This is a genomic window from Rhodococcus sp. OS5, from assembly GCF_056837585.1.
On sequence record NZ_CM166368.1, the window covers coordinates 4101815 to 4122051 of the forward strand.

At 64.7% G+C, this 20237-nt stretch carries 13 protein-coding genes and 3 tRNA genes; 9 read left to right on the forward strand and 7 right to left on the reverse strand.

The window, feature by feature from the left end; translation table 11 throughout:
• Nucleotides 1-132: 132 nt before the first annotated feature.
• Entirely contained in the window at nt 133-1302 is a 1170-nt protein-coding gene (locus ACVZUB_RS19115) for a L,D-transpeptidase (RefSeq protein WP_374229205.1), read from the reverse strand.
• Between the two features lie 368 nt (nt 1303-1670).
• Here ACVZUB_RS19115 and ACVZUB_RS19120 point away from each other — a divergent pair.
• The 3 genes from ACVZUB_RS19120 to ACVZUB_RS19130 all read left to right on the forward strand — a co-directional run bounded on the left by ACVZUB_RS19120 (nt 1671) and on the right by ACVZUB_RS19130 (nt 3451).
• A tRNA-Lys gene (locus tag ACVZUB_RS19120) sits at nt 1671-1743 on the forward strand.
• 111 nt (nt 1744-1854) lie between these two features.
• Complete coding sequence (locus ACVZUB_RS19125) at nt 1855-3285, forward strand: amidase (protein ID WP_083060065.1); 1431 nt, start codon at nt 1855-1857, stop codon at nt 3283-3285.
• Nucleotides 3286-3378: 93 nt separating this feature from the next.
• A tRNA-Lys gene (locus tag ACVZUB_RS19130) sits at nt 3379-3451 on the forward strand.
• A 66-nt stretch (nt 3452-3517) separates the two neighbouring features.
• Here the strand turns inward: ACVZUB_RS19130 and ACVZUB_RS19135 are convergent.
• A complete protein-coding gene (locus ACVZUB_RS19135) occupies nt 3518-3739 on the reverse strand; it encodes a DUF3618 domain-containing protein (RefSeq protein WP_003945299.1) in 222 nt (73 codons plus the stop codon).
• A 145-nt stretch (nt 3740-3884) separates the two neighbouring features.
• Here ACVZUB_RS19135 and bcp point away from each other — a divergent pair, with 145 nt between their 5' ends.
• Nucleotides 3885-4358: a thioredoxin-dependent thiol peroxidase gene (bcp, locus tag ACVZUB_RS19140; protein ID WP_007733290.1), complete on the forward strand. Its 474-nt coding sequence runs from the start codon at nt 3885-3887 to the stop codon at nt 4356-4358.
• On the opposite strand, the gene ACVZUB_RS19145 is transcribed toward bcp, so the two are convergent.
• Nucleotides 4355-5704 carry a M20/M25/M40 family metallo-hydrolase gene (locus ACVZUB_RS19145; RefSeq protein WP_482627658.1) on the reverse strand — a complete coding sequence of 450 codons (1350 nt, stop codon included), beginning with the start codon at nt 5702-5704 and terminating at the stop codon, nt 4355-4357. The two genes, bcp and ACVZUB_RS19145, sit on opposite strands and share 4 nt — an antisense overlap.
• A 290-nt stretch (nt 5705-5994) precedes the next feature.
• On the opposite strand from ACVZUB_RS19145, the gene ACVZUB_RS19150 reads away from it, so the two are divergent.
• On the forward strand, nt 5995-6696 hold the full coding sequence (locus ACVZUB_RS19150; RefSeq protein WP_003945379.1) for a TetR family transcriptional regulator: 702 nt from the start codon (nt 5995-5997) through the stop codon (nt 6694-6696).
• Nucleotides 6697-6754: 58 nt separating this feature from the next.
• On the opposite strand, the gene acpS is transcribed toward ACVZUB_RS19150, so the two are convergent.
• Nucleotides 6755-7153 (reverse strand): holo-ACP synthase AcpS, encoded by a 399-nt coding sequence (gene acpS / locus ACVZUB_RS19155; protein WP_003945362.1) that lies wholly within the window; start codon nt 7151-7153, stop codon nt 6755-6757.
• Nucleotides 7154-7163: 10 nt separating this feature from the next.
• Entirely contained in the window at nt 7164-16475 is a 9312-nt protein-coding gene (locus tag ACVZUB_RS19160) for a fatty acid synthase subunit beta domain-containing protein (RefSeq protein ID WP_482627659.1), read from the reverse strand.
• Nucleotides 16476-16894: 419 nt separating this feature from the next.
• Here ACVZUB_RS19160 and ACVZUB_RS19165 point away from each other — a divergent pair, with 419 nt between their 5' ends.
• Both ACVZUB_RS19165 and ACVZUB_RS19170 read left to right on the forward strand, forming a co-directional pair.
• Complete coding sequence (locus tag ACVZUB_RS19165; protein WP_042925794.1) at nt 16895-17611, forward strand: hypothetical protein; 717 nt, start codon at nt 16895-16897, stop codon at nt 17609-17611.
• A 73-nt stretch (nt 17612-17684) separates the two neighbouring features.
• A tRNA-Leu gene (locus ACVZUB_RS19170) sits at nt 17685-17766 on the forward strand.
• A 59-nt stretch (nt 17767-17825) separates the two neighbouring features.
• On the opposite strand, the gene ACVZUB_RS19175 is transcribed toward ACVZUB_RS19170, so the two are convergent.
• Complete coding sequence (locus ACVZUB_RS19175; RefSeq protein ID WP_482627660.1) at nt 17826-18545, reverse strand: aspartate/glutamate racemase family protein; 720 nt, start codon at nt 18543-18545, stop codon at nt 17826-17828.
• Nucleotides 18546-18779: 234 nt separating this feature from the next.
• Between ACVZUB_RS19175 and ACVZUB_RS19180 the strand changes: the two genes are divergently transcribed.
• Both ACVZUB_RS19180 and ACVZUB_RS19185 read left to right on the forward strand, forming a co-directional pair.
• Nucleotides 18780-19187, forward strand: coding sequence for a hypothetical protein (locus ACVZUB_RS19180; protein WP_020970031.1), 408 nt, complete (start codon nt 18780-18782; stop codon nt 19185-19187).
• On the forward strand, nt 19184-19564 hold the full coding sequence (locus ACVZUB_RS19185) for a DUF3817 domain-containing protein (RefSeq protein WP_003945334.1): 381 nt from the start codon (nt 19184-19186) through the stop codon (nt 19562-19564). The genes ACVZUB_RS19180 and ACVZUB_RS19185 overlap by 4 nt, the downstream gene beginning before the upstream one ends.
• A gap of 62 nt (nt 19565-19626) precedes the next feature.
• Here ACVZUB_RS19185 and rdgB read toward each other — a convergent pair whose 3' ends face one another.
• Nucleotides 19627-20235, reverse strand: a complete 609-nt coding sequence (rdgB, locus tag ACVZUB_RS19190) for an RdgB/HAM1 family non-canonical purine NTP pyrophosphatase (RefSeq protein ID WP_003945370.1) — start codon at nt 20233-20235, stop codon at nt 19627-19629.
• Nucleotides 20236-20237 lie beyond the last annotated feature (2 nt).

Genomic DNA, 20237 nt, shown 5'->3' on the forward strand with positions numbered 1-20237 from the left:
ACCGAGCGAACGTACCTCCCGTCGCCTCAGATAGACCGAGAGGCACTTTCGCTCACAAAAGGTGTGCAGATGCAGAATGCCCCCAACCGGACGGTCGGGGGCATTCTGGCGTTCAGCGCTTCAGGAACGCACTCAGACGTCCGCGTTGCCGGTCTTCCAGACGCTCCAGGGAATGTTCCAGTCACCGAGGCCGTCGGTGCCGGAGAGAGTGCCGCCGACGGTGTTCTTGACGACGACGATGTCCCCACGCTTGGTGTTGTCGTAGACCCACTTGGCGTTGGACGGGCTCAGGTTGAGGCAGCCGTGACTGGTGTTGGAGTAGCCCTGCTGCCCGACCGACCACGGCGCCGAGTGGAAGAAGATACCGCTGTAGGACATTCGGGTCGCCCAGTCGACGGGGGTCTTGTAACCCTGCGCCGAGGTGACCGGGACGCCGTACGTGGACGAGTCCATGATCATGTTCGCGAAGCGGTCACCGATGATGTAGACGCCGTTGTCGGTGGGAGTGCTGTCCTTGCCCATGGAGGTGGGCATGGTCATGACGGTCTCACCGTTGACCTGGAAAGTGACCTGCTTGGTGTTGTCGTCCGCCGTGGCGATGACGGCATCACCGATGGTGAAGGAACTCTTGGCGTCTTCCTGCCCGAAGACTCCCTTGCCGAGATTGCGCCCGTACACGTCGACGCTCACGTCGACCTTGGTGCCCGGTGCCCAGTAGTTCTCCGGACGCCAACGGACCTCACGATTGTTGACCCAGTAGAACGCACCTTCGACGGCCGGAGTCGTGGTGACGGTGATCGCGGCTTCGGCAGCCTTGCGATCGGGGATGTTCTCGTCGAACTGCACCGCGATGGGCTGACCGATGCCGACCACGTCACCCTCGTTGGGCAAGACGTACGGCTTGGTGACGTTGCCGGGTGCGCTGGTGGTGAAGGACGTGACCGTCGTACTTGCGCCACCCAATCCGAATGCGCGGGCCTCGATTTTGTACTTGCGGTTGTAGCCGAGTGGCTCGGTGGTGGTCCACGACGCACCGTCGGCAGCAATCGCGCCGGCAACTGCCTTGCCGTCCTGATTGACCATCGTCACGTCGGACAGAGCGCCGTCAGCGACGTTGATCTTGACCGGGTCGCCCGGCGAGAAGCCGACAGCACCGTCGGCAGCGGTCGAGGTGAGCTTCGGCTTGATGAGTTCGGTGAGCGGATTGGAATCGATCGGCGCCGACCCTTCGGTACTGACGTCCTTGCCGCCCGACGTGCACGCGGTCATCAGAACGAGAGCACCGAGAGACGCCGCGATCATCGCCGCGCCCTTCGACGCTCGACCGTTCCCCCCGCGCACGGACAGACCCCACCTTTGACGACTCATCGTTCGACTCCGCTTCACAATTTCTCCGACTAACTTCCGCGTCACATGCGAATCCCACTTACCGGAAGGCAAGTGGGACTTGCGGTATGACTGCGCTGCACCAATGATGCCAGGCGCGCTCGTTACCAACGGTCATGAAAGGCCACGCCGTCAGTAACGTTCAAGTATCAATCGCTCCGAACCGTCCGTTTTGTTACCGCTTTCAGCGGATTTCCTCCGATCGGACTACAGCGGTGACGCCTCCACCTGGCGATTTGCTCCCGAACCGGCGATTCGGCTAATGTTCTGTCTCGCAAGAGCGAGCGCCTATAGCTCAGTTGGTAGAGCAAGTGACTCTTAATCACTGGGTCCGGGGTTCGAGTCCCTGTGGGCGCACTTGCAAAGGTCCCCACCTTCTTCGGAAGGTGGGGATTTTTCTTTGTGTCGTGGTGAACAGGTTGTGGTGAATAGACTTCACAGTTATCGGAACCACGGCCTGGAGGATTGATGACCGAGCGCGAAACCACACCGGGCAGCGAGCTGGCATTTGCCGGGGTTGCGGGTCAGGCCGCTCTGATCCGGTCCGGAGAAATATCGGCCCGCGAGCTCACCGAGAACACACTTCGCCGTATCGAACGCCTCGATTCGACGCTCAATGCTTTTGTGCGAGTTCTCGCAGACGAAGCGCTCGACGAAGCGACACGTCTCGATCAGCGCCAGGCCGACGGCCACAGCCTGGGCCCACTGCACGGAGTCCCGATCGCGATCAAGGACGAGAACGACGTCGCCGGAACGCCCACGACGTACGGCGGTGCGGCAGCAACTCGCATCGCCTCCGCTGACTCGGAGGTCGTTCGCCGTTTGCGCGAGGCCGGCGCAGTGATTGTCGGCAAGACGACGATGCCCGAGTTCGGCATCTGGCCCTTCACCGAGACCGCCGCAAACGGCTACACCAGAAACCCTTGGGACACTGGCGTATCCACGGGCGGATCGAGCGGAGGATCTGCGTCGGCCGTCGCTTCGGGAATGGTCGCGGCGGCGATAGGCGGCGACGGCGGCGGTTCCATCCGACTGCCTTCGGCGTTCTGCGGGTTGTTCGGACTCAAACCGCAGCGCGGTCGGGTGAGCACCGCGCCGAACCGAAACCTCTGGCGCGGACTCGGCACACTAGGGCCTCTCACTCGTTCCGTCGAGGACAGCGCGCTCGTGTACGACGTGATCACCGGTACCACCGGGATCGACGACTACACAGCCGAAACGCTCCGCACCAGCTTTGCCGAGTCAGCCGCGTCGGCGCCCGCGCCACTTCGCATTGCAGTGTCCACTCGGAGTCCGGTCCGGGGCGTCCGCCCGTCCCCGGAGGTCGTTGCCGCGGTGCATTCGATCGCAGAGATGTTGAGCGCGTTGGGACATCACGTCGAAGAACACGATCCCGAGTACCCGGACGCAACTGCAGCATTTCTCCCGCAGGTACTCGGCGGCGTCCGCGACGAAGCACTGCGCGTCGATCATCCAGCGTTACTCGAGAAGCGCACACGAGCACTCGCGTCGATCGGCCGGATAGCCGCTCCCGCGCGCGTCGGGAAATTCGCTTACCGCAAAGGTGAGCGAATCGCAGCGACGGTCAACCAGGTCTTCGACACCTTCGACCTGGTCCTGATGCCGACCACGCCCGCGCTGCCACGCCCGATCGGACAACTCGAAGGAACCAGCCTTCTGTCAGCAGTCCGCAAGGCGTTGCCGATCGCCGCCTACTGTTCGATCTGGAATGTCTGCGGCAACCCGGCGGCCGCTGTGCCCGCCGGGTTCTCCGAACGCGGACTCCCCCTGAGCGTCCAACTGGTCGGGCGCAGCGGTGGTGAACCGACGATTCTCGCCGTCGCACAGCAGTTGGAAAGCACCGTCCGCTGGCCGGATTCGCACCCTCCACACTCGTGAATTCCGGAAGCGATGTAACCATCGTCACCACGATGAACACGCGTTTTGCAAACTCCTGAGCCTGTCGGCTAATGTTCTGTCTCGCAAGAGCGAGCGCCTATAGCTCAGTTGGTAGAGCAAGTGACTCTTAATCACTGGGTCCGGGGTTCGAGTCCCTGTGGGCGCACTTGCAAGAAGGCCCCCACCTCACCAGGTGGGGGCCTTCTTCATGTTCTGTCTTCGACAACTCGGGTCAGCGAATGATCTTCCGGACCACGAGTAGTCCCACCACTGAACCGACTGCGATCAGCGCGTACTTCACTGCCGGCTCGTTGAGCTTGGCGAGCACCGTCTTCTTGGTGTTCTCGACCAGCCGCTTCGGGTTGGTGCGGACCGTCAGTTCGTCGAGTGTGCTCGCGAGCTGGTTACGCGCCTTCTCGATCTCGCGTTCGATGCTCTCGGTGTCCCTGGGCACGTGTCCTCCAACTTGTCTGTGTTCTGCTGCTCTGTGTGCGGGTCTGCTGTGCGGACGCAGCGCGCCGACACTTCGCTCTACCGTAGAGGAGCAGAATGCCCTCGCGCCCACCTGCCGCGCAATTTCTCGACTAACCTCGATTCCCGTGACCGAGAACAGTAGATTGTCCGCCGGCGACGTCGCGCCGGATTTCACACTCCCAGACGCCGATGGCAACGAGGTTTCCCTTCACGATTACCGCGGCCGCAAGGTCATCGTGTACTTCTACCCGGCGGCCAGCACCCCGGGGTGCACCAAGCAGGCCTGCGACTTCCGTGACAGCCTCGCCGAGCTGAACGGCGCCGGCCTCGAAGTCATCGGAATCTCGCCGGACAAGCCCGCAAAACTCGCGAAGTTCCGCGATACCGAAGAGTTGACCTTCCCGCTGCTCTCCGATCCCGAGAAGGCGACGCTCGAAGCCTGGGGCGCGTTCGGTGAGAAGAAGATGTACGGCAAGACCGTCCAGGGCGTCATCCGCTCGACGTTCCTCGTCGACGAGGAAGGCAAGATCGAGGTGGCCCAGTACAACGTCCGGGCCACCGGCCACGTCGCCAAGCTACGACGCGATCTGTCGGTCTAACTCCCGTACCGGCTCAAGAACAGAGCCTCCGCGAAAGCGAGATTCTCGATCTCCGACGGGTCGACGCTTTCGTCGGGCGCATGAATGCGGCATTGCGGTTCCTCGACGCCGATCAACGCGATCTCCGCGTCGGGGAACTGCTCGGCCAGTGCACTGCACAGCGGTATCGATCCCCCTTGGCCGCCAAATCCGACTTCGCGGCCGTAGGCATCGGTGAGCGCGGACTTCAGCTGCGCGAAACCTGCACCCTCCGTCGAGGACGAGAACGGCGATCCCGTCGATTCCGGAACGACCTCGATGTGGACGCCCCACGGCGCCGCCGCGCGGAGGTGGTCCGTCAACAACTTCTGTGCCTGCGCCGGATCCGTGCCAGGCGGGACACGAAGATTCAGGCGCGCCGACGCGCGGGGCGTGATCGCCGCCGCCGAACCCACGACCGGCGGGCAGTCGATACCCAGGATGGTCAGCGCCGGACGAGCCCACACCTGCTCGGCAACCGAACCGGAACCAGTCAACTGCACCCCTTCGAGCACCCCGGCGTCGGAGCGGAACTGATCGCCGTCATAACTGACACCCGCCCACTCCTGATCGTTGGTCAAGCCTTCGACAGTGGTGTTTCCGGCGCTGTCGTGCAGCGTCGAGAGTATGTGCACCAGCGCGGTGATCGCATCGGGCGCCGGTCCACCGAAGACACCGGAGTGAATCTCACCCTCGAGCGTCGACACGTGGACCACAACGTTCGCGATCCCGCGCAATGACGTCGTGATCGTCGGCTCCCCGACTTCGGTGTTGCCGGTATCGGCGATCAGGATCATGTCGGCTGCAAAAAGTTCGGGCCGCTCTCGCACCAGATCCTCGAGACCGCCAGTGCCCATCTCCTCGGATCCTTCGGCGACGAGCGTCAGGTGGACGCTCGGATCCACACCGGCTGCGGCGAGCGCTCGCAGAGCTGTCAGATGCATGACGACGTTGCCCTTGCAGTCGGAAGCGCCCCGTCCGTACCACCGTCCGTCGCGCTCGGTGAGCGTGAAAGGCGGGGAGCCCCAGAGCTCTTCGCTTCCGGGCGGCTGAACGTCGTAGTGGCAGTACAGCAGAACGGTCGGAGCACCGCCCGGGCCTGGTCGACGCCCGACAACCGCGGCCGAACCGTCGGAGGTCTCGATCGCCTCGATATCGGCGAAACCCTGAGCCCGGAATGCCTCCAGGACCCAATGCGCAGCGGCCGCGCATTCTTCCGGCGGGTACTGCCGTGCATCGGCAACGGACTTCATCGCCACAAGTGCACTCAGATCCTCACGGGCACGCGGCATGAGTTCACCTACCGCGGTTCGCAGTTCTTCCGTCATCGTCTCCCTCTCCTCGGCATCGAATCTCGGTGTGCCCGAAGAATCTCAGTCTGCCCGAATCGGACGTAGGCAGGCGCCAGGATCGCCGTTGCGCCACACCGCGCAGCAACCTCTTCGGCTACTGGACAGTTGGTCACCTAGTATCGAGGTGTGGCAACAGCATCGGGACTCGTGTGCGCGCACCTGCGCGGTGCGTTTCGACCGATCACGACCGCCGAAGTAGGTGGCCGATGACACCGGATAATGCACAAGTCCCAAATTCGACAGAAAACACCGATAGCCTGGAAGACGTGCAGCCCACGACTCGTCACCGCGCGCGGCGACGAGTCGACCCAGCACTGGAGAATCCCCAGAGCCTCGAAGAACCGCAGGAACTGCTGCCGCGCAAGCGTCCGACGCAAGAGCGCAGCCAGCGTAAATTCGACGCACTCCTGGCTGCGTCACGGGAACTCCTCACCGATGTCGGTTTCGAATCGTTCACCTGTGAAGAAGTCGCGGCACGTGCTGACGTCCCGATTGGGACGCTTTACCAGTTCTTCGCGAACAAGTACGTCATCGTGTGCGAATTGAACCGCCAGGACCTCGTCGGGGTCCAGCACGAGCTTGCTCAGTTCGGCGGCGAAGTACCCTCGCTCGACTGGTTGCGGTTCCTGAACAGTTTCGTCGATCACATGGCCGGGCTGTGGACGTCAGATCCGTCGCGCCGCGAGGTCTGGCTGGCGATGCAGTCGACGCCGTCCACGCGGGCAACCGGAGTCATTCACGAAAAGCAGTTCGCCGAGACCGTAGCGAAAATGCTCGGCCCGTTGACGCCTCGTACGCGGCGAGATCGTCGCCTGATGATGGCGGAAGTTCTTGTCCACGTGGTGTATTCGATGCTCAATTTCTCGGTTCAGGACGGTCAGTCGCATGCCGACGCCGTCGCCGAACTGAAAAGGTTGATGATCGCGTATCTCCTCGTCGCCGAGAAGGAATCCCGCACGAAGGACTAGTCGAACGACAAAGAGCCGGTCTCCCCTTGGGAGACCGGCTCTTTCGTGTCCGGCAGTGCTACTCCGGGTCGGATTCGATGACCGCGAAAGCGCCCGCCATGTCCCCGTCGTGCGTGAGCGAAATATGAATCTTCACTCCGGTCAGGTGTTTGGCCACGTCACCGCGAAGCCGGATGCCGGGGCGCCCCCAGGCGTCCGAGACGACCTCGATCTGATTGTGGATCATTTCCCCCAGCACCGGTGGGCCGGCGAAGAGAGCAGTTGACCATGCCTTGATCACTGCTTCCTTCGCAGCCCACCGGGCGGCGAAATGTCGTGCCGGTTCGGAGCTCCGGGTAGCGGCGTCTCGACGCTCGCCCGGTGTGAAGTTGTCGAGCATTGCCGTTCCCGGCCTGTTCAATTGCTCGGCGAACTCCGACACCGTCACGAGGTCGAAACCGATACCCAGAACTCCCATACCGTGACTACTACTTGCAGCCGGGCAGATTCGAGCGGTACACCTGGTCTGCGCCGAGTCGTGCGTCCTCGCTCAGCAGCATGTCCGCTTCGAGCTGACGCGACGCCTTGGCCGGCGTTCTGTCGGCACCGAGGCGACGATCCGCCGGGCGCTCGTAGAGGCTGTCGCCACCGCACATCGCCTTCGCGAGGCGACGCTGACCGTCGATCGTCCGCTGCTGGGCCGCAGCAACATAGGCGTCACGCTTGTCGGCCGGAACCGACTCGACGAATGCCTGCGGGTGCACGACTGCGATCAGTCCGGAGACGTGACCGAAGCCGAGGCTGGTCAGCAGGCCCGCGCGCAGCGGAAGATGCTCACCGAACTTGAGCGGCTGACGTGCCCACACGAGGTGCTCGAATTCGGCCATCTTGTCGTCGACGCAGTCGAGGCTGCGGTTCGGCGGGACGATGCCCTGGCTCAGTACCTGGCAGAGCCCGATCAGCTGGAAGGCTGCGGCACCACCCTTGGCGTGACCGGTCAGGCTCTTCTGCGAGACCACGAACATCGGCGCGCCTTCACTGCGTCCCAATGCCCCGGCGAGGCGCTCGTGCAGCTCTGCCTCGTTGGGATCGTTGGCGGCAGTGGAGGTGTCGTGCTTGGAGATCACGGCGATGTCGTCGGCGCTCACGCCGAGTGCGTTGAGCGAGAGTGCGAGCTGCGAATCCGCTCCCCCACGTCCGGCGCCCAGTGCTCCGAGTCCCGGTGCCGGGATCGAGGTGTGGACACCGTCGGCGAACGATCCGGCCCAGGCGACCACACCGAGGACGGGAAGACCCATCTCGAGTGCCAGGTCACCGCGAGCGAGGAGAATCGTTCCGCCACCGGCCGACTCGACGAATCCGCCGCGGCGACGATCGTTGGCCCGCGAGAAGCGGCGATCCTCGATGCCCTTGGCATGCATGTCCTCGGTCTTGGCAGTGGCCGACATGTCGCCGAAGCCGATGATGCCTTCCGTGCTCAGATCGTCGAACCCGCCGGCAACAACCAACTGCGCCTTGCCGAGTCGGATCTTGTCGACGCCTTCTTCGACGGATACCGCTGCCGTGGCGCAGGCGGCGACGGGGTGAACCATCGCACCGTAACCGCCGACGTACGACTGAACGACGTGCGCTGCAATGACGTTCGGCAGCGCTTCCTGCAGGATGTCGTTCGGACGGTTCTCGCCGAGCAGCGTGTCGATGTACAGGCTCCTCATGGAGGTCATGCCGCCCATGCCGGTGCCCTGCGTGTTGGCGACCAGGCTCGGGTGTACCCAGCGGAGCAGTTCGCTCGGAGTGAAGCCGCCCGTCAGGAAGGCGTCCACCGTTGCGACGATGTTCCAGAGTCCGACGCGGTCGACCGAATCTGCCATGTCGGCGGGGATGCCCCACTTGGTGACGTCGAAGTTGGTCGGAATCTGGCCGCCGACACTGCGAGTCAGCTTCATCTTGCGCGGGACGCGGATCTCGGTGCCTGCGCGGCGGGTGACCGTCCAGTCTCCGGACTCGGCGGAAACCGTCGCCGTCGTGTTCTCCGGATCGGATTCGACGAAGGCCTGAGCCTCTGCCTCACTGCCGACCACGAAGCTCAGATCCTTGTCCAGGAACACGGAGGTGAGCAGCGGAGCGGTGTTGTCGATCATCGCGCCCTCGTCGACGTAGCGACGGATGCCGCAACGCTCGACGACTGCGTCGTGGTACTTGTCGGCGATTTCCGCCTCGGGTACCAGGTCACCGGACTCGACGTCGTACCAGCCCGGCTTGGGGTCGTTCTCCCAGACGATGAGTCCGGTGTTCCACGCCAATTCGAGAACGCCTGCGGCAGAGAGCTGCTCGTCGACCTCCATCTCGAAGCGGGTACGCGAGGAACCGTAGGGTCCGAGCTCTCCGGCACCCACGATGACCACGAGGTCCGCGGGGGTGACGTCCAGTTCGGGCCAGCTCGGAGCCTTGACCGAGTCGTCGATGCGAGCCGGCGCGGGCAGCGCCAGGATGCTGGACTCGTCCACTGCTTCGTCGACAGCTTCGGCGATCTCGGCAACCTCGGCAGCTTCCTTGGCCAAAGCACCCAGATCCAGGTTGGCCTCGGACAGTCCGCCGGTCAGGTCGACCTCGAGCGGGGCCTCGGCAGCAGCGCGCCGCGACTCGCGGGTTGCCGTCTTCAGCAGTTGGGTCGCCATCTCCTGGGTGGACCAGGTGCGGACGCCCGCAGCTTCGACTGCGTCGACGATCGGATCGTTGTGACCCATGAGTCCGGTTCCGCGAACCCAACCGATGACCGCATGTGCCAACGTGACCCGCTCGGCCCAGTTGCGCTCGGCCTTCCAGCGGTTGACCACGGCGATCAGCGAAGCCTTGGCCTCACCGTATGCACCGTCGCCGCCGAACGTTCCGCGGTTCGGCGAACCGGGCAGCACTACGTGCAGGTGCGTGTCGACATCGCTGTCGTAACCGATCTTCGACAGACCGCCGATGAGGCGCTCCACCGACCAGAGCAGCACGCGCATTTCCATTTCGGCGCGAGCGCCGGCGTCGGAGAGTTCGCCGCCGACACGGGGAGCTGCGAACGGGAAGAGCATCGTCGGCGTCATGGCCGGCTTGATGAGCTTCTTTGCGCCGCCTGCGTTCTCGGTGGCCTCGTTGCCGATCCAGTCGATCAGCGCGTCGACGTCGGTGTACGACGCCATGTTCGCGGGAACCACCCAGAGGGCTGCACCGGCGCGAGCGTTCTCGCGGTACAGGTCGCGGTAGAAGCCCAGACGCTGACCGTCGAGTCGCGAGGTGGTCACGAATACCGTTGCGCCACCGGCAAGGAGCTTGCCCGTGACCGCTGCCGCGATGGAACCCTTGCTGGCGCCCGTCACTACTGCGACCTCGCCTGCCCACTCGGGTGCGTCGGATTCTGCCGCAGCAGCCGCATCAGCGATGCGGGTGTAGACCTCGGCGAGTGCGGTGCGGCCTTCGTCGGTTGCACGGGTGGCCCACCACTTCGCCTGTGCGGCGACGGTGGAGCCGGCACCGATGAAGTTCTCGACCGACAACGCGGTGTCACCGAGCCAAATGCGAGCGAGATCCTCACGCGCACTTGCCCAGCGGTCGTCGAGCAGAACGGCCTTCTGCGCGTCGAATGCCGGAGCAACCAGACGCGGCCAGTCGGAGCCGAGTTCAGCCGAGACCAGGTCGACAAGTTCGGTGTCCTCGACCGTCGCGACTGCCGTTTCTTCGTTCAGTCCGAGCTGCTCGAGTACCAGGCGTGCGGCCGAGGCCAGAACGCCGTTGCGACCGGTGATGTTCTCGGTGAACTCACCCAGAGCAGCTGCGTCGACAGTTCCGCCGCTTCCGCCGCCGGTAGCGGGCAACGAGACGCTGACTCCACGAGCAGACCCGACCGAGGCAACTGCGCTGTCGATGACTGCGTCCACTGCTGCCGCGTCGGCCAGTGCGCCGGAGCTCAGGCCACCGAGGTCGCCGCCGCGGATGCTGGCGCCGTCACGAGTACCGAGAGCCACTGCTGCGGTGACGTGGTGTGCCCAGCCGTCGCCCAGTTCCCAGACCTTCTTGACGCGGTCGGCGATGTAGCCGGGACGCTTGCCCGAGGGGCCGAAGACCTTACGCAGGTGATCGTTGATCGAATCGGAGAGCACCGGTCCGAACGGCTTGTACGTACGGGCGAGCTTGTCGACGGTTGCCCCCAGGGAGCCCATGTCGGCGTCTGCGGCCCCGTCGATGGCACCGAGGGAGAGCTCGGAGCCGAGGTCGACCAGAAGCTGGTTGCGACGCGAGGAAACGCCGTCGCACAGTGCCTCGATCGTGTCCGCGGGGCCGACCTGATCGGGACGGAGCTTGGTCCACAGGCTGATCAGGACCTTCGTGGCGTCGGGCGCCTTGAAGGTGAGGTCGTCCGGACGCGGTCCACCCGAAGGTGCAGCCGGCGCGGCAGCGGCAACCGGAGCAGCGGCCGCGGCGGCCGGAGCAGCCTGCGCGGCAGGCGCTTCGATCTCGTCGTCGTCATCGACAGCGGGGTCGACGTCGGTGCCGTAGACGATCGCAGCTTCGCGCTCGACGTTGAGAACCTCGACCGGGTAGCCGAAGCGGCCCGGCAGCTTGAGGGTCTGCGACGCGAGGTTCGCGACGGTCGGGGCAGCGCCGAGACCGATCTCGACGAAGCGTTCGACCCCGAGCCCTCCTTCGGACTCGTCACCGAAGAGCAGGTCCTGCGTCTCGATCCAACGGACCGGGCTGGCGAACTGCCAAGCCAGCAGCTCGATCAGGATGATGCGGGACAACTCGTGAGTGCGCGTTGCGTAGCTGTCGAAGTCTGCGAGGACTTCCTGCAGCGGCTCGGACGGCACCAAGTCGGCGATTTCCTGAACGAAGTCACGACGCAGCGAGAACGGCTTCGGAACCAGGTTCGGGATGTAGCGGCCGATCAGGATGTCCGGGTCGATGTCGTGCGGGAGCAAGTCCTGCAGGCACACGCGGAAGTCCGCCACGCCACCGCGAAGGACGGTGGAGTGGAACGGCACGTCGATGCCGGGAACCTGGATGTATGCCCGCTTGCCACCGAATTCTGCTCGGCGACGATCGATTTCGACCTCGAGTGCGTCGAGACCGGCTACCGAACCGGCAATGGCGTACTGGCTGCCGCGCAGGTTCAGGTTGACGATTTCGAGGAACTCACCGGAGGTCTCGGCGACACCGGCGACGAAGCCCTGCACGTCGTCGTCGGAAACACCGATCTGCGACGGGCGGATAGCGGCCATGCGGTAGTCGGAGCGTCCGGCTTCGTCGCGGGGAACGAGCTGATGCATGGCCGAGCCACGCTGGAAGACGACCTCGAGAAGCGCTTCGAGCGGGAAGACCTCGGCGACAGCGGCGAGTGCGTTGTACTCACCGACAGAGTGACCGGCCAGAAGCGAATCCTCGATGAAGGTTCCAGACTCGCGCAGCTCGGCAACCTGGGCAACACCGAGAACGGCCATGGCCACCTGGGTGAACTGGGTCAGGTGCAGGACACCGTCGGGATGCCTGTGCTCGACACCACGGGCCTTGACGGTCACCGGGTTGTCTCGCACGACAGCGAGAATCGAGAATCCGAGCGCCTTACGAGTGTGCTTGTCCGCGCGCTCCCAGACGTCGCGGGCGGCCTTGGAGCGTGCGCGAGCGTCGAGGCCCATGCCCGGGCGCTGAATGCCCTGGCCGGGGAAGGCGTAGACGGTCTTCGGTGCGGCAGTGCGGCCGGTGGCGACCATGACCAGTTCGCCGTCGATGCGGCAGCCGACCTCGACGATTTCTGCGCCCTGGTCGATGCCGACACGATCGACACGGACGTCGATCTCGGCGCCGGGTCGAACCATCCCGAGGAAGCGAGCTGTCCAGGCGGTCAGGCGGCGCGGCGGGACGCGGGTCTCGGCCGGGTCGACTGCGGTGACTACCTGCTGCGCTGCGGCGGAGAGCCACATGCCGTGCACGATCGGGGTTCCGAGGCCGGCCAGCAGAGCGGCGTTGTCGGAGGTGTGAATCGGGTTGTGGTCACCGGAAACCTGAGCGAAGGCGCCCATGCTGACCGGAGCGAGGATCTTCGCGTCACGGCGACGACGACGCGAGGTGTCGACAGCCGCATCGCTGATCGATCCACCGGCGCGAGCCGGGTCGGCGAGTTCGCCTGCACCGGTGCGTCCGCGGATCGCGAAACGCTCGGTCATGGTGACGACTGCGGGGGCGTCGAGGCCCTCGCCGAGCATGGCACCGACCTCGACCTTGACCTCGACGACACGACCGAGGTCGGTGTCGAGAACCGAGGCGACCTCGGCATTGACCACGAGAATGCTTGTCTCGGAGGGAAGCTCACCGACGAAGTCGACGGTGTGGTCGAGGTGGACCAGGTCGAGCATGCCTTCGATAACGGAAAGACTATCGAGCTTGGCTGCGCCGAGGACTGCGAACACTGCAGGCCAGCATGCTCCGACGACGACGTCCGGAACAGCCTTGCCGCTGACACTGAGCGTGGCGGGCAGACCGGAACCGGTGACACCGGCGTGATCGGCGATGCGATCGGGAACCCACGCGACGTTGAGGCGAGCCTTGCCGTTCTTGACTGTCGGAAGTTCCTGTCCGGCAGCAACTGCCAGGAGCGCGGACATCGCACCTTCGGCATCGGCTTCGGTGACAACCGGAGCGCCGCCGTCGACGACGGACTCGGGGATCGTGATCGTGATGTCGACCGACTTGCCTGCCACCAACGGAACCGAAAGCAGCACGTGCGAGGAATCGACGACGGTCAGACTGGAACCGGTGGTGCCGTGAACTGCCTTGTCGGCAGACTCTGCACTCCACTCGTCGAGGTCGCCGAGACGACGGACGGGGTTCTGGGTCAGGCGGCCGGCCCACTGGAGGTCAGGAGCCGAGAGAACGGCGTCGAGAAGTCCGGGTGCGGAATCCTGGTGGCGACGGCTCGCGAGTGCAACCGGAGTGGTTCCGGCAGCAACCAATTCGTCGTAGGTCGCCTTCTCGAAGCGATCGAGCAGGTCACCGACCGGCTCGTCGACACGGGTGATGCCAGCGACGGCAACGGTGCCGGGGATGACGCAAACCTGATCGGCGGTGTAGCGGGGGTCGTGTGCCTGCCACAGGGAGTCGCTGCGCCACCAACGACGCACGTCACCGTCGACGACGGGAACGAAGTTGACCGGCTTGCCCGGCGTCTTGCACAACGAGATGAAGAACGAGACGTCTGCGGGATGCAGAACGGTGGTCGAGTAGTCCGGGTACGACGCCTGCAGTGCGCAGATTGCAGCCTCGGGGCGCTCGAGGGTCTCGGCGTCAGCGAACAGCGTGGGGATCGGGCCGCGGTCGACCGGGTGCAGACGCGCCTCGGTGCGCTGGAGCATCTCGCCGAAGCGAGCACGCCAGGTGATGTCGAGCCACGGGCTCGACGTCGCCTCGACGATGGCGTCCTGAAGATCGGCGCCGCAGTCGAATTCCTTCGCCGCGTCGATGCCGACGGTCAGCTCGAGGTAGCGGCGCAGCCACTGTGCGTACGTCATGGTCTCGACGTCGCCGAAGTACGGCTTGGCGGTGACGTCGAGGGCGGCGATGATCTCGTCGCGGCGCTCGGCCACTGCCTCGGAATCGCCGGCAACCTCGTCGAGGAGGCGACCGGTACGCGAAGCCGCGTTGTCGATCTCGTGGATGTCGGCACCGAGCTGGCTACGGCCGGAGGCCATTCCGCCTTCAGCGGTACCTGCACCGACCCAGTCCGGCGTACCGGGTGTGTCGACGAGGAGCTGCTTGACCTCGGGAGAGGTGGTGGCCTCGAGAGTCGCCATGGCTGCGGTGCCGACCAGGATGCCGTCGACGGGCATGGCCGGGAAACCGGCTGCGGCAGACCAGCGACCGGTCAGGTAATCGGCTGCGCGCTCGGGTGTTCCGATGCCGCCACCGACGCAGATGACCAGGTTCGGGCGTGTACGCAGCTCGGCGTACGTGTCGAGGAGCAGGTCGTCGAGGTCTTCCCACGAGTGGTGTCCGCCGGCGCGGCCGCCTTCGATGTGGACGATGACCGGGAAGTTCGGAACCTCGTTGGCGATGCGGATCACGGAGCGGATCTGCGCCACGGTGCCGGGCTTGAATGCAATGTTGGTGATGCCGATCTCGGACAACTCGTCGATGAGAGCAACAGCCTCTTCGAGTTCCGGGATACCGGCGGTGACGATGACGCCGTCGATGGGAGCACCGGCGGTACGGGCACGCTGCACGAGGCGCTTGCCACCGAGTTGCAGCTTCCACAGGTACGGGTCGAGGAACAGGGAGTTGAACTGGACCGCGCGGCCCGGCTCGAGCAGCATCTTCAGCTCTGCGACACGGTCTTCGAAGATTTCTTCGGTGACCTGCCCGCCACCGGCAAGCTCGGCCCAGTGACCGGCATTGGCTGCCGCGGCAACGATCTTGGCGTCGACCGTCGTCGGCGTCATACCTGCGAGCAGGATGGGTGAACGACCGGTCAGCTTCGTGAACGCGGTCTCGACGCCGATACGGCCGCCGGGAAGCGCAACGGGCTTCGGCGCGAACTCGGACCACGAACGTGAGACCTCAGGTGCTGCACCGGGTGTGAGCAGATTGCGGTGTCCGCCGCGGGTGGCTGCGGCAATGATGCCGATGCCCTGTCCACGCAGCGAAGAGGACGTCATACGGGTCAGCTGATCGCTGGGTCCGAGATCGAGAATCCACTTGGCGCCGGCGGAGATTGCGCCGTCGACAGCCTCGACCCAGTCGACCGGATCGACGAGGACACCCTGCGCAAGTTCGCGCGCACGGTCCGCGTCGAGACCGCAACGGGTCGCCCAGCTGCCGACGAGTTCGACGGCCTCGGTCAATGCGGGGTGATGGAAGCCGATTTCGGTGTCGAGCGGATCGAAGGACGGCGCGAAGACGGAACCGCCACGCTTCTTACCCTCACGCTCGCGGGCTTCCTCGGCTTCGATCTGTTCACAACGCTCTTGCACGCGTGCCAGCTGAGCGGGCGGCCCGGCGAGAACGACGCGGCGACGGCCGTTGCGGATGGCGAGGACAGCCGCGCGCTCAGGCGCCACACCCTCGGCAAGCTCGGCGACGACGGCGGCGAGACGCTCGGGATCGACGCCCGAGACCGCAACCATCGGCTTCGCGGAGGCGCCGGCGATGACGCCGCGGCGACGGCCGACCAAGCTGGCAGCAGCACCGACGAGCTGTGCGACGGCGAGGAGTTCACCGTCGTCGTTGCCCTGCGCGGCTACGGCAGCCGTGGCCAGAAGGCCCTGCGAGTGGCCGATGACGGCAGCCGGCGGGTTACCGGCTACATCCAGACCCTGAGCGGAGAGTGCACGCAACGCCGCAAGCTGCGTGAGGAAGACGCCGGGGAGTGACACCGGAGCTGCGGTGAGCGCGGCAGCGGAAGGCCCGGCCGACTTCTCACCTTCTTCTTCGTCGACGATCTCGGCTTCGAGCATCCACGCGATCGGATCGAATCCGACCGGGCGAACCACGAGGAGATCCTGTGCGACGGGCGCGAGGCGTGCGGCTGCGTCATTGACCAGATCGGTCAGAACGGGCTCCAGGCCGTTGTCACGGCTGAGCTCCTCGAGCGAGGTGAGCCAGGGAGCGCCCTGTCCACCGAAAGCGATTGCGTAGGAAACGCCGTTGTTCAGCGAATCGACGAGGGCACCTTTGCTGGTCGTGCGGGACTGTCCCCCATCGACGCCGAAACGGCGTCCACCCTTCGAGTCGCGTCCGTTTCCTGTAGGTGTCGTGTCATCGATCGTCACGCGTACGTCCTCTCCTGGTCACCTCTGCGGCGAGGTGGGATTTGCGGTGTGCTGCCCGGCTGAAGTGCTCGCGAATTCGTCGAGAGAATCGACGGAGTCAGGGCGTTCGTGCAAGACAAGGTTTACACAGAATCATGAGGATTTCCTCACGTTTGTCGGCACCCTGGAAATCTGGACTTTCGGGGCCGTGATCTTCCTCACGAGACTTCGAGAAAGTGACTCGCGAGTAGGTCGCGAACGCCCTGCCTGGGACTGTTACCGGGATTTTCAGAAACCTGAGGAACCCCTCATATTTATTGTTACCAATTCGTGACCTCCTTGACGGACGGTCGATCCCGTGCGTTCCGGGCCACAATCTGTCGGACTCCCTCGCTACGTTCAGCGCGTCCACACCGGACAACTTCTCGGGGGGAGAAATCATGAAAGACACAGACGTAGTCAGAGCGGCCGAATTCATCGGCGCCGAGCTTCCGCGCGAGGCGTGGCCGCATTGGAATCAGGGATGGCCGCGCGAGTCCGAAGCCGCCCTTCTCGATGCGATCTTCTCGTCGCGCGCCGCCTATGGAACACCGAAGACCGGAGTCCGCGCCGTCGTCGACCGTTGGCGCACACACCGCTCGGTAGCCGCCGACGATCGCCTCGACAGCTTGCCCGCTCTCGCCGCCTTCACCGACCGTGGCGACGAGCTCGCAACGATTCTCGGCAATCGCCAGCGCGTGCCGGGCAACTACTTCACCAAAGCCGAGGGTGCGGCTCGCGCGGCCAAGGCGCTCGTCGAATCCGGTTGCAGGTCCAGTGCCGACGTCGAGGACACCGAAAGCCTCCGTTCGGCAGTTGTCTCCGTTCCGGGGCTCGGCCCCAGGACCTTCGAGACGCTGGTGTTCCTGTCCGGGAAGTTGACGGTAACTTCGATAGATCTACTTGCACGGTTCGCCACCGAAGCAAGCAGTGGTGAGGAATTGTTGTCGAGCACCGACGCAGCCGAGTTGCTCGTTGCGGTTGCCGAACATCTCGATGTCGATGTTCAAACGCTCACCCACGCTGCGTGGCGGTATCAACGCACGGCCGAGCAACCTCGCCGGTCGAAGAAATCCACCATGCCGCCCGCAGCGGATCCACTCGCCGAAACGGCCTGAGAGCGGGCGGGCGCATCCCGACCAGGGTGGTGTGCCCGCGAGCGATTCCACTCGCGTATCCTTTGAATTCCGCGCGCGAGTGGCGGAATTGGCAGACGCGCTGGATTTAGGTTCCAGTGTCTCAGGACGTGGGGGTTCAAGTCCCCCCTCGCGCACAACGAAGAGCCCCGCCGGATCTGATCCGGCGGGGCTTTTTCGGTTCTCGTGAGCAAGGTCAGCGCTTTCGATCCTTGACCGGTGGAGTCATGTACGTCGTCCGACTCGGTGTCAGCCCCAGACGGACCGAGCTCTCCAACCAGGTGATCGCCGAGGCCGTCGGATCCACAACCGGAACGTGAATCCCTTTGCCATGCAGCCTGTCTCGGACCGCACTGGTCACACCGAGCATCCCGGTGCAACCGAGAACGACGGTGTCGGCCTCGCCGTTCTCCACTGCCGCAGACGCCTGAGCGGCCAGTCGATCGATCAGTTCCTCCCGATCAGTGAGGCCCAGCACCGGCATGTCCACGACTCGAATACTGCCCAGCCGATTGTCCAGCCCATACCGCCGAGTGAGCGATCGGAGCATCGGCACGACATTCGGCAGGATGGTCACGACACCGACGCGATCGCCCAGACTCATCGCTGTCAGAAATGACGGCTCGAAGCCGCCGACCACCGGAGCGTCGATGACCTCTCGGGCGGCATGCACTCCGGGATCGGCGAAACACGTGATGAACACACCGTCGACGCCGTCGACTGCCGCTTCCTCGACCCGCTGCACGATCCCGGGGCCGGCAAGTGCCTCGTCGTACTCGGACTCGATGCTCGCCGTACCGGTAGGCAGCGAAACGACGTCGACCGTCGTGCCGGGCGCCGCCCAGTGCTCCACCTCGTCTGTCACCGCCGGAGTCAGTGTGGTGTCGATGACCGGGCGAATCACTCTGATGTGCATGAAACACTCCCCTGCTTTCGGATACGCGCCGAGGTTATCGATGCAGCACAGCCGGGAGAATGTGTTCAGTGCCCTGGCGTTGCGGGTGAGGATGGGCATAGCGCACAGGTGCTGTGGAGCGGCTTCTACGACACGCCGTGGCACGGCCTCTACGACACGCCGTGGCACGGCTCCTACGACACCGTGTCGGAGATCGCAGGGCGAGGCACTATAGCTCTCAGGTACCGTCTTAGTGTGTCCAAGAACGCTACTAAACGCCGACCTGCGCTGATTCTGCTGGTCATCGTGTCAGCTGCCGGCTGCCTCGCGCTCGGCTGGTGGCAGTGGGAGCGCTTCGAAGCCGTCGGAGGCTCGGGACAGAATCTCGGGTACGCGTTCCAGTGGCCGCTGTTCGCGGCGTTTGTCGTGTACGCGTATCGCAAGTTCGTTCAGCTCGAAGACGTGGACCCCGAAGAGGCCGAAGCCGAGGAAGCCGCCGCGGAGCCGCGTGAGATTCCCGCCGACCTCTTGCCGCAACGCCCGCGGGCCGAGTTCGACGATGTGAACCTCGACGTCGACGACCCTGAAGCCCGCCAAATGCTGGAATACAACGACTACCTTGCGCAGCTCGCCGCTCGCGAGTCCGATAGGAGCACGACGTGAGTACCGGTTCGGAAGCGAGCATCGCTACCCCCGCAGTCAACGCAGAAAAGCAGAAGAAGGTTGCGTCGGCGCTGGTCCGATACCGCGTTCTCGCCTGGATCACCGGCCTCTGGCTGCTGTTCCTGACCGGTGAGATGGTCTACAAGTACCTGATTCTCGACAATTCGGCGGACGCACCCTCGTGGTTGTTCTACATCGGCCAGATCCACGGCCTGTTCTACATGCTCTACCTCGTGTTCACGATCGACTTGGCGATCAAGGCTCGGTGGAAGCCCGGTACGACGGTTGCCACCGCGCTCGCCGGCACGATCCCGTTCCTGTCGTTCGTGTTCGAGCACAAGCGAACTGCCCAGGTGAAGCAGGCTTACCAGCTCTGAGAGTTTCAAAAAGTGGAGCCCTGAACGCAGACGCGTTCAGGGCTCCACTTTTCGGATTCGGTTCAGCCGGCCAGTGCCGCCAGCGCGGGAACGAGCTGTACGAGCGCGCGCCCTCGATGTGACGCCGCATCCTTCTCGGCCGGGGTGAGTTCTGCGGCCGAGCGGGTGTCGCCGTCCGGACGGAAGATGGGGTCGTATCCGAAGCCGCCGTCGCCGGCTGGTTCGCGGCCGATCACCCCGCGCCATTCGCCGCGCACGACGGTCTCGTCGCCGCCGGGGATCACCAGTGCACAGGCGGAGACGAACGCCGCGCCTCGACGCTCGTCTGGCACGTCTCCCAGCTGAGCCAGGACCAGAGCCGTGTTGGCGCCGTCGTTTCCGTGAGTGCCCGACCATCGCGCGGACAGCACGCCGGGCATACCGTTGAGTGCGTCGATCTCGACACCGGAATCGTCTGCGATGCAGGGCATTCCGGTTGCAGCTGCTCCGTCACGCGCTTTGGCGAGCGCATTCTCCTCGAACGTCGCTCCGGTCTCGGGGGCTTCGGGGAACGGCGGGACCTCGTCGAGCCCGACCAGTTCGATTCCGCTCACTCCGGCGGCGTCGAGCACCCGGTGAAGTTCCTTCAGTTTCTTGGCATTTCGGCTGGCAACCAGTACTCGTACGCTCACAG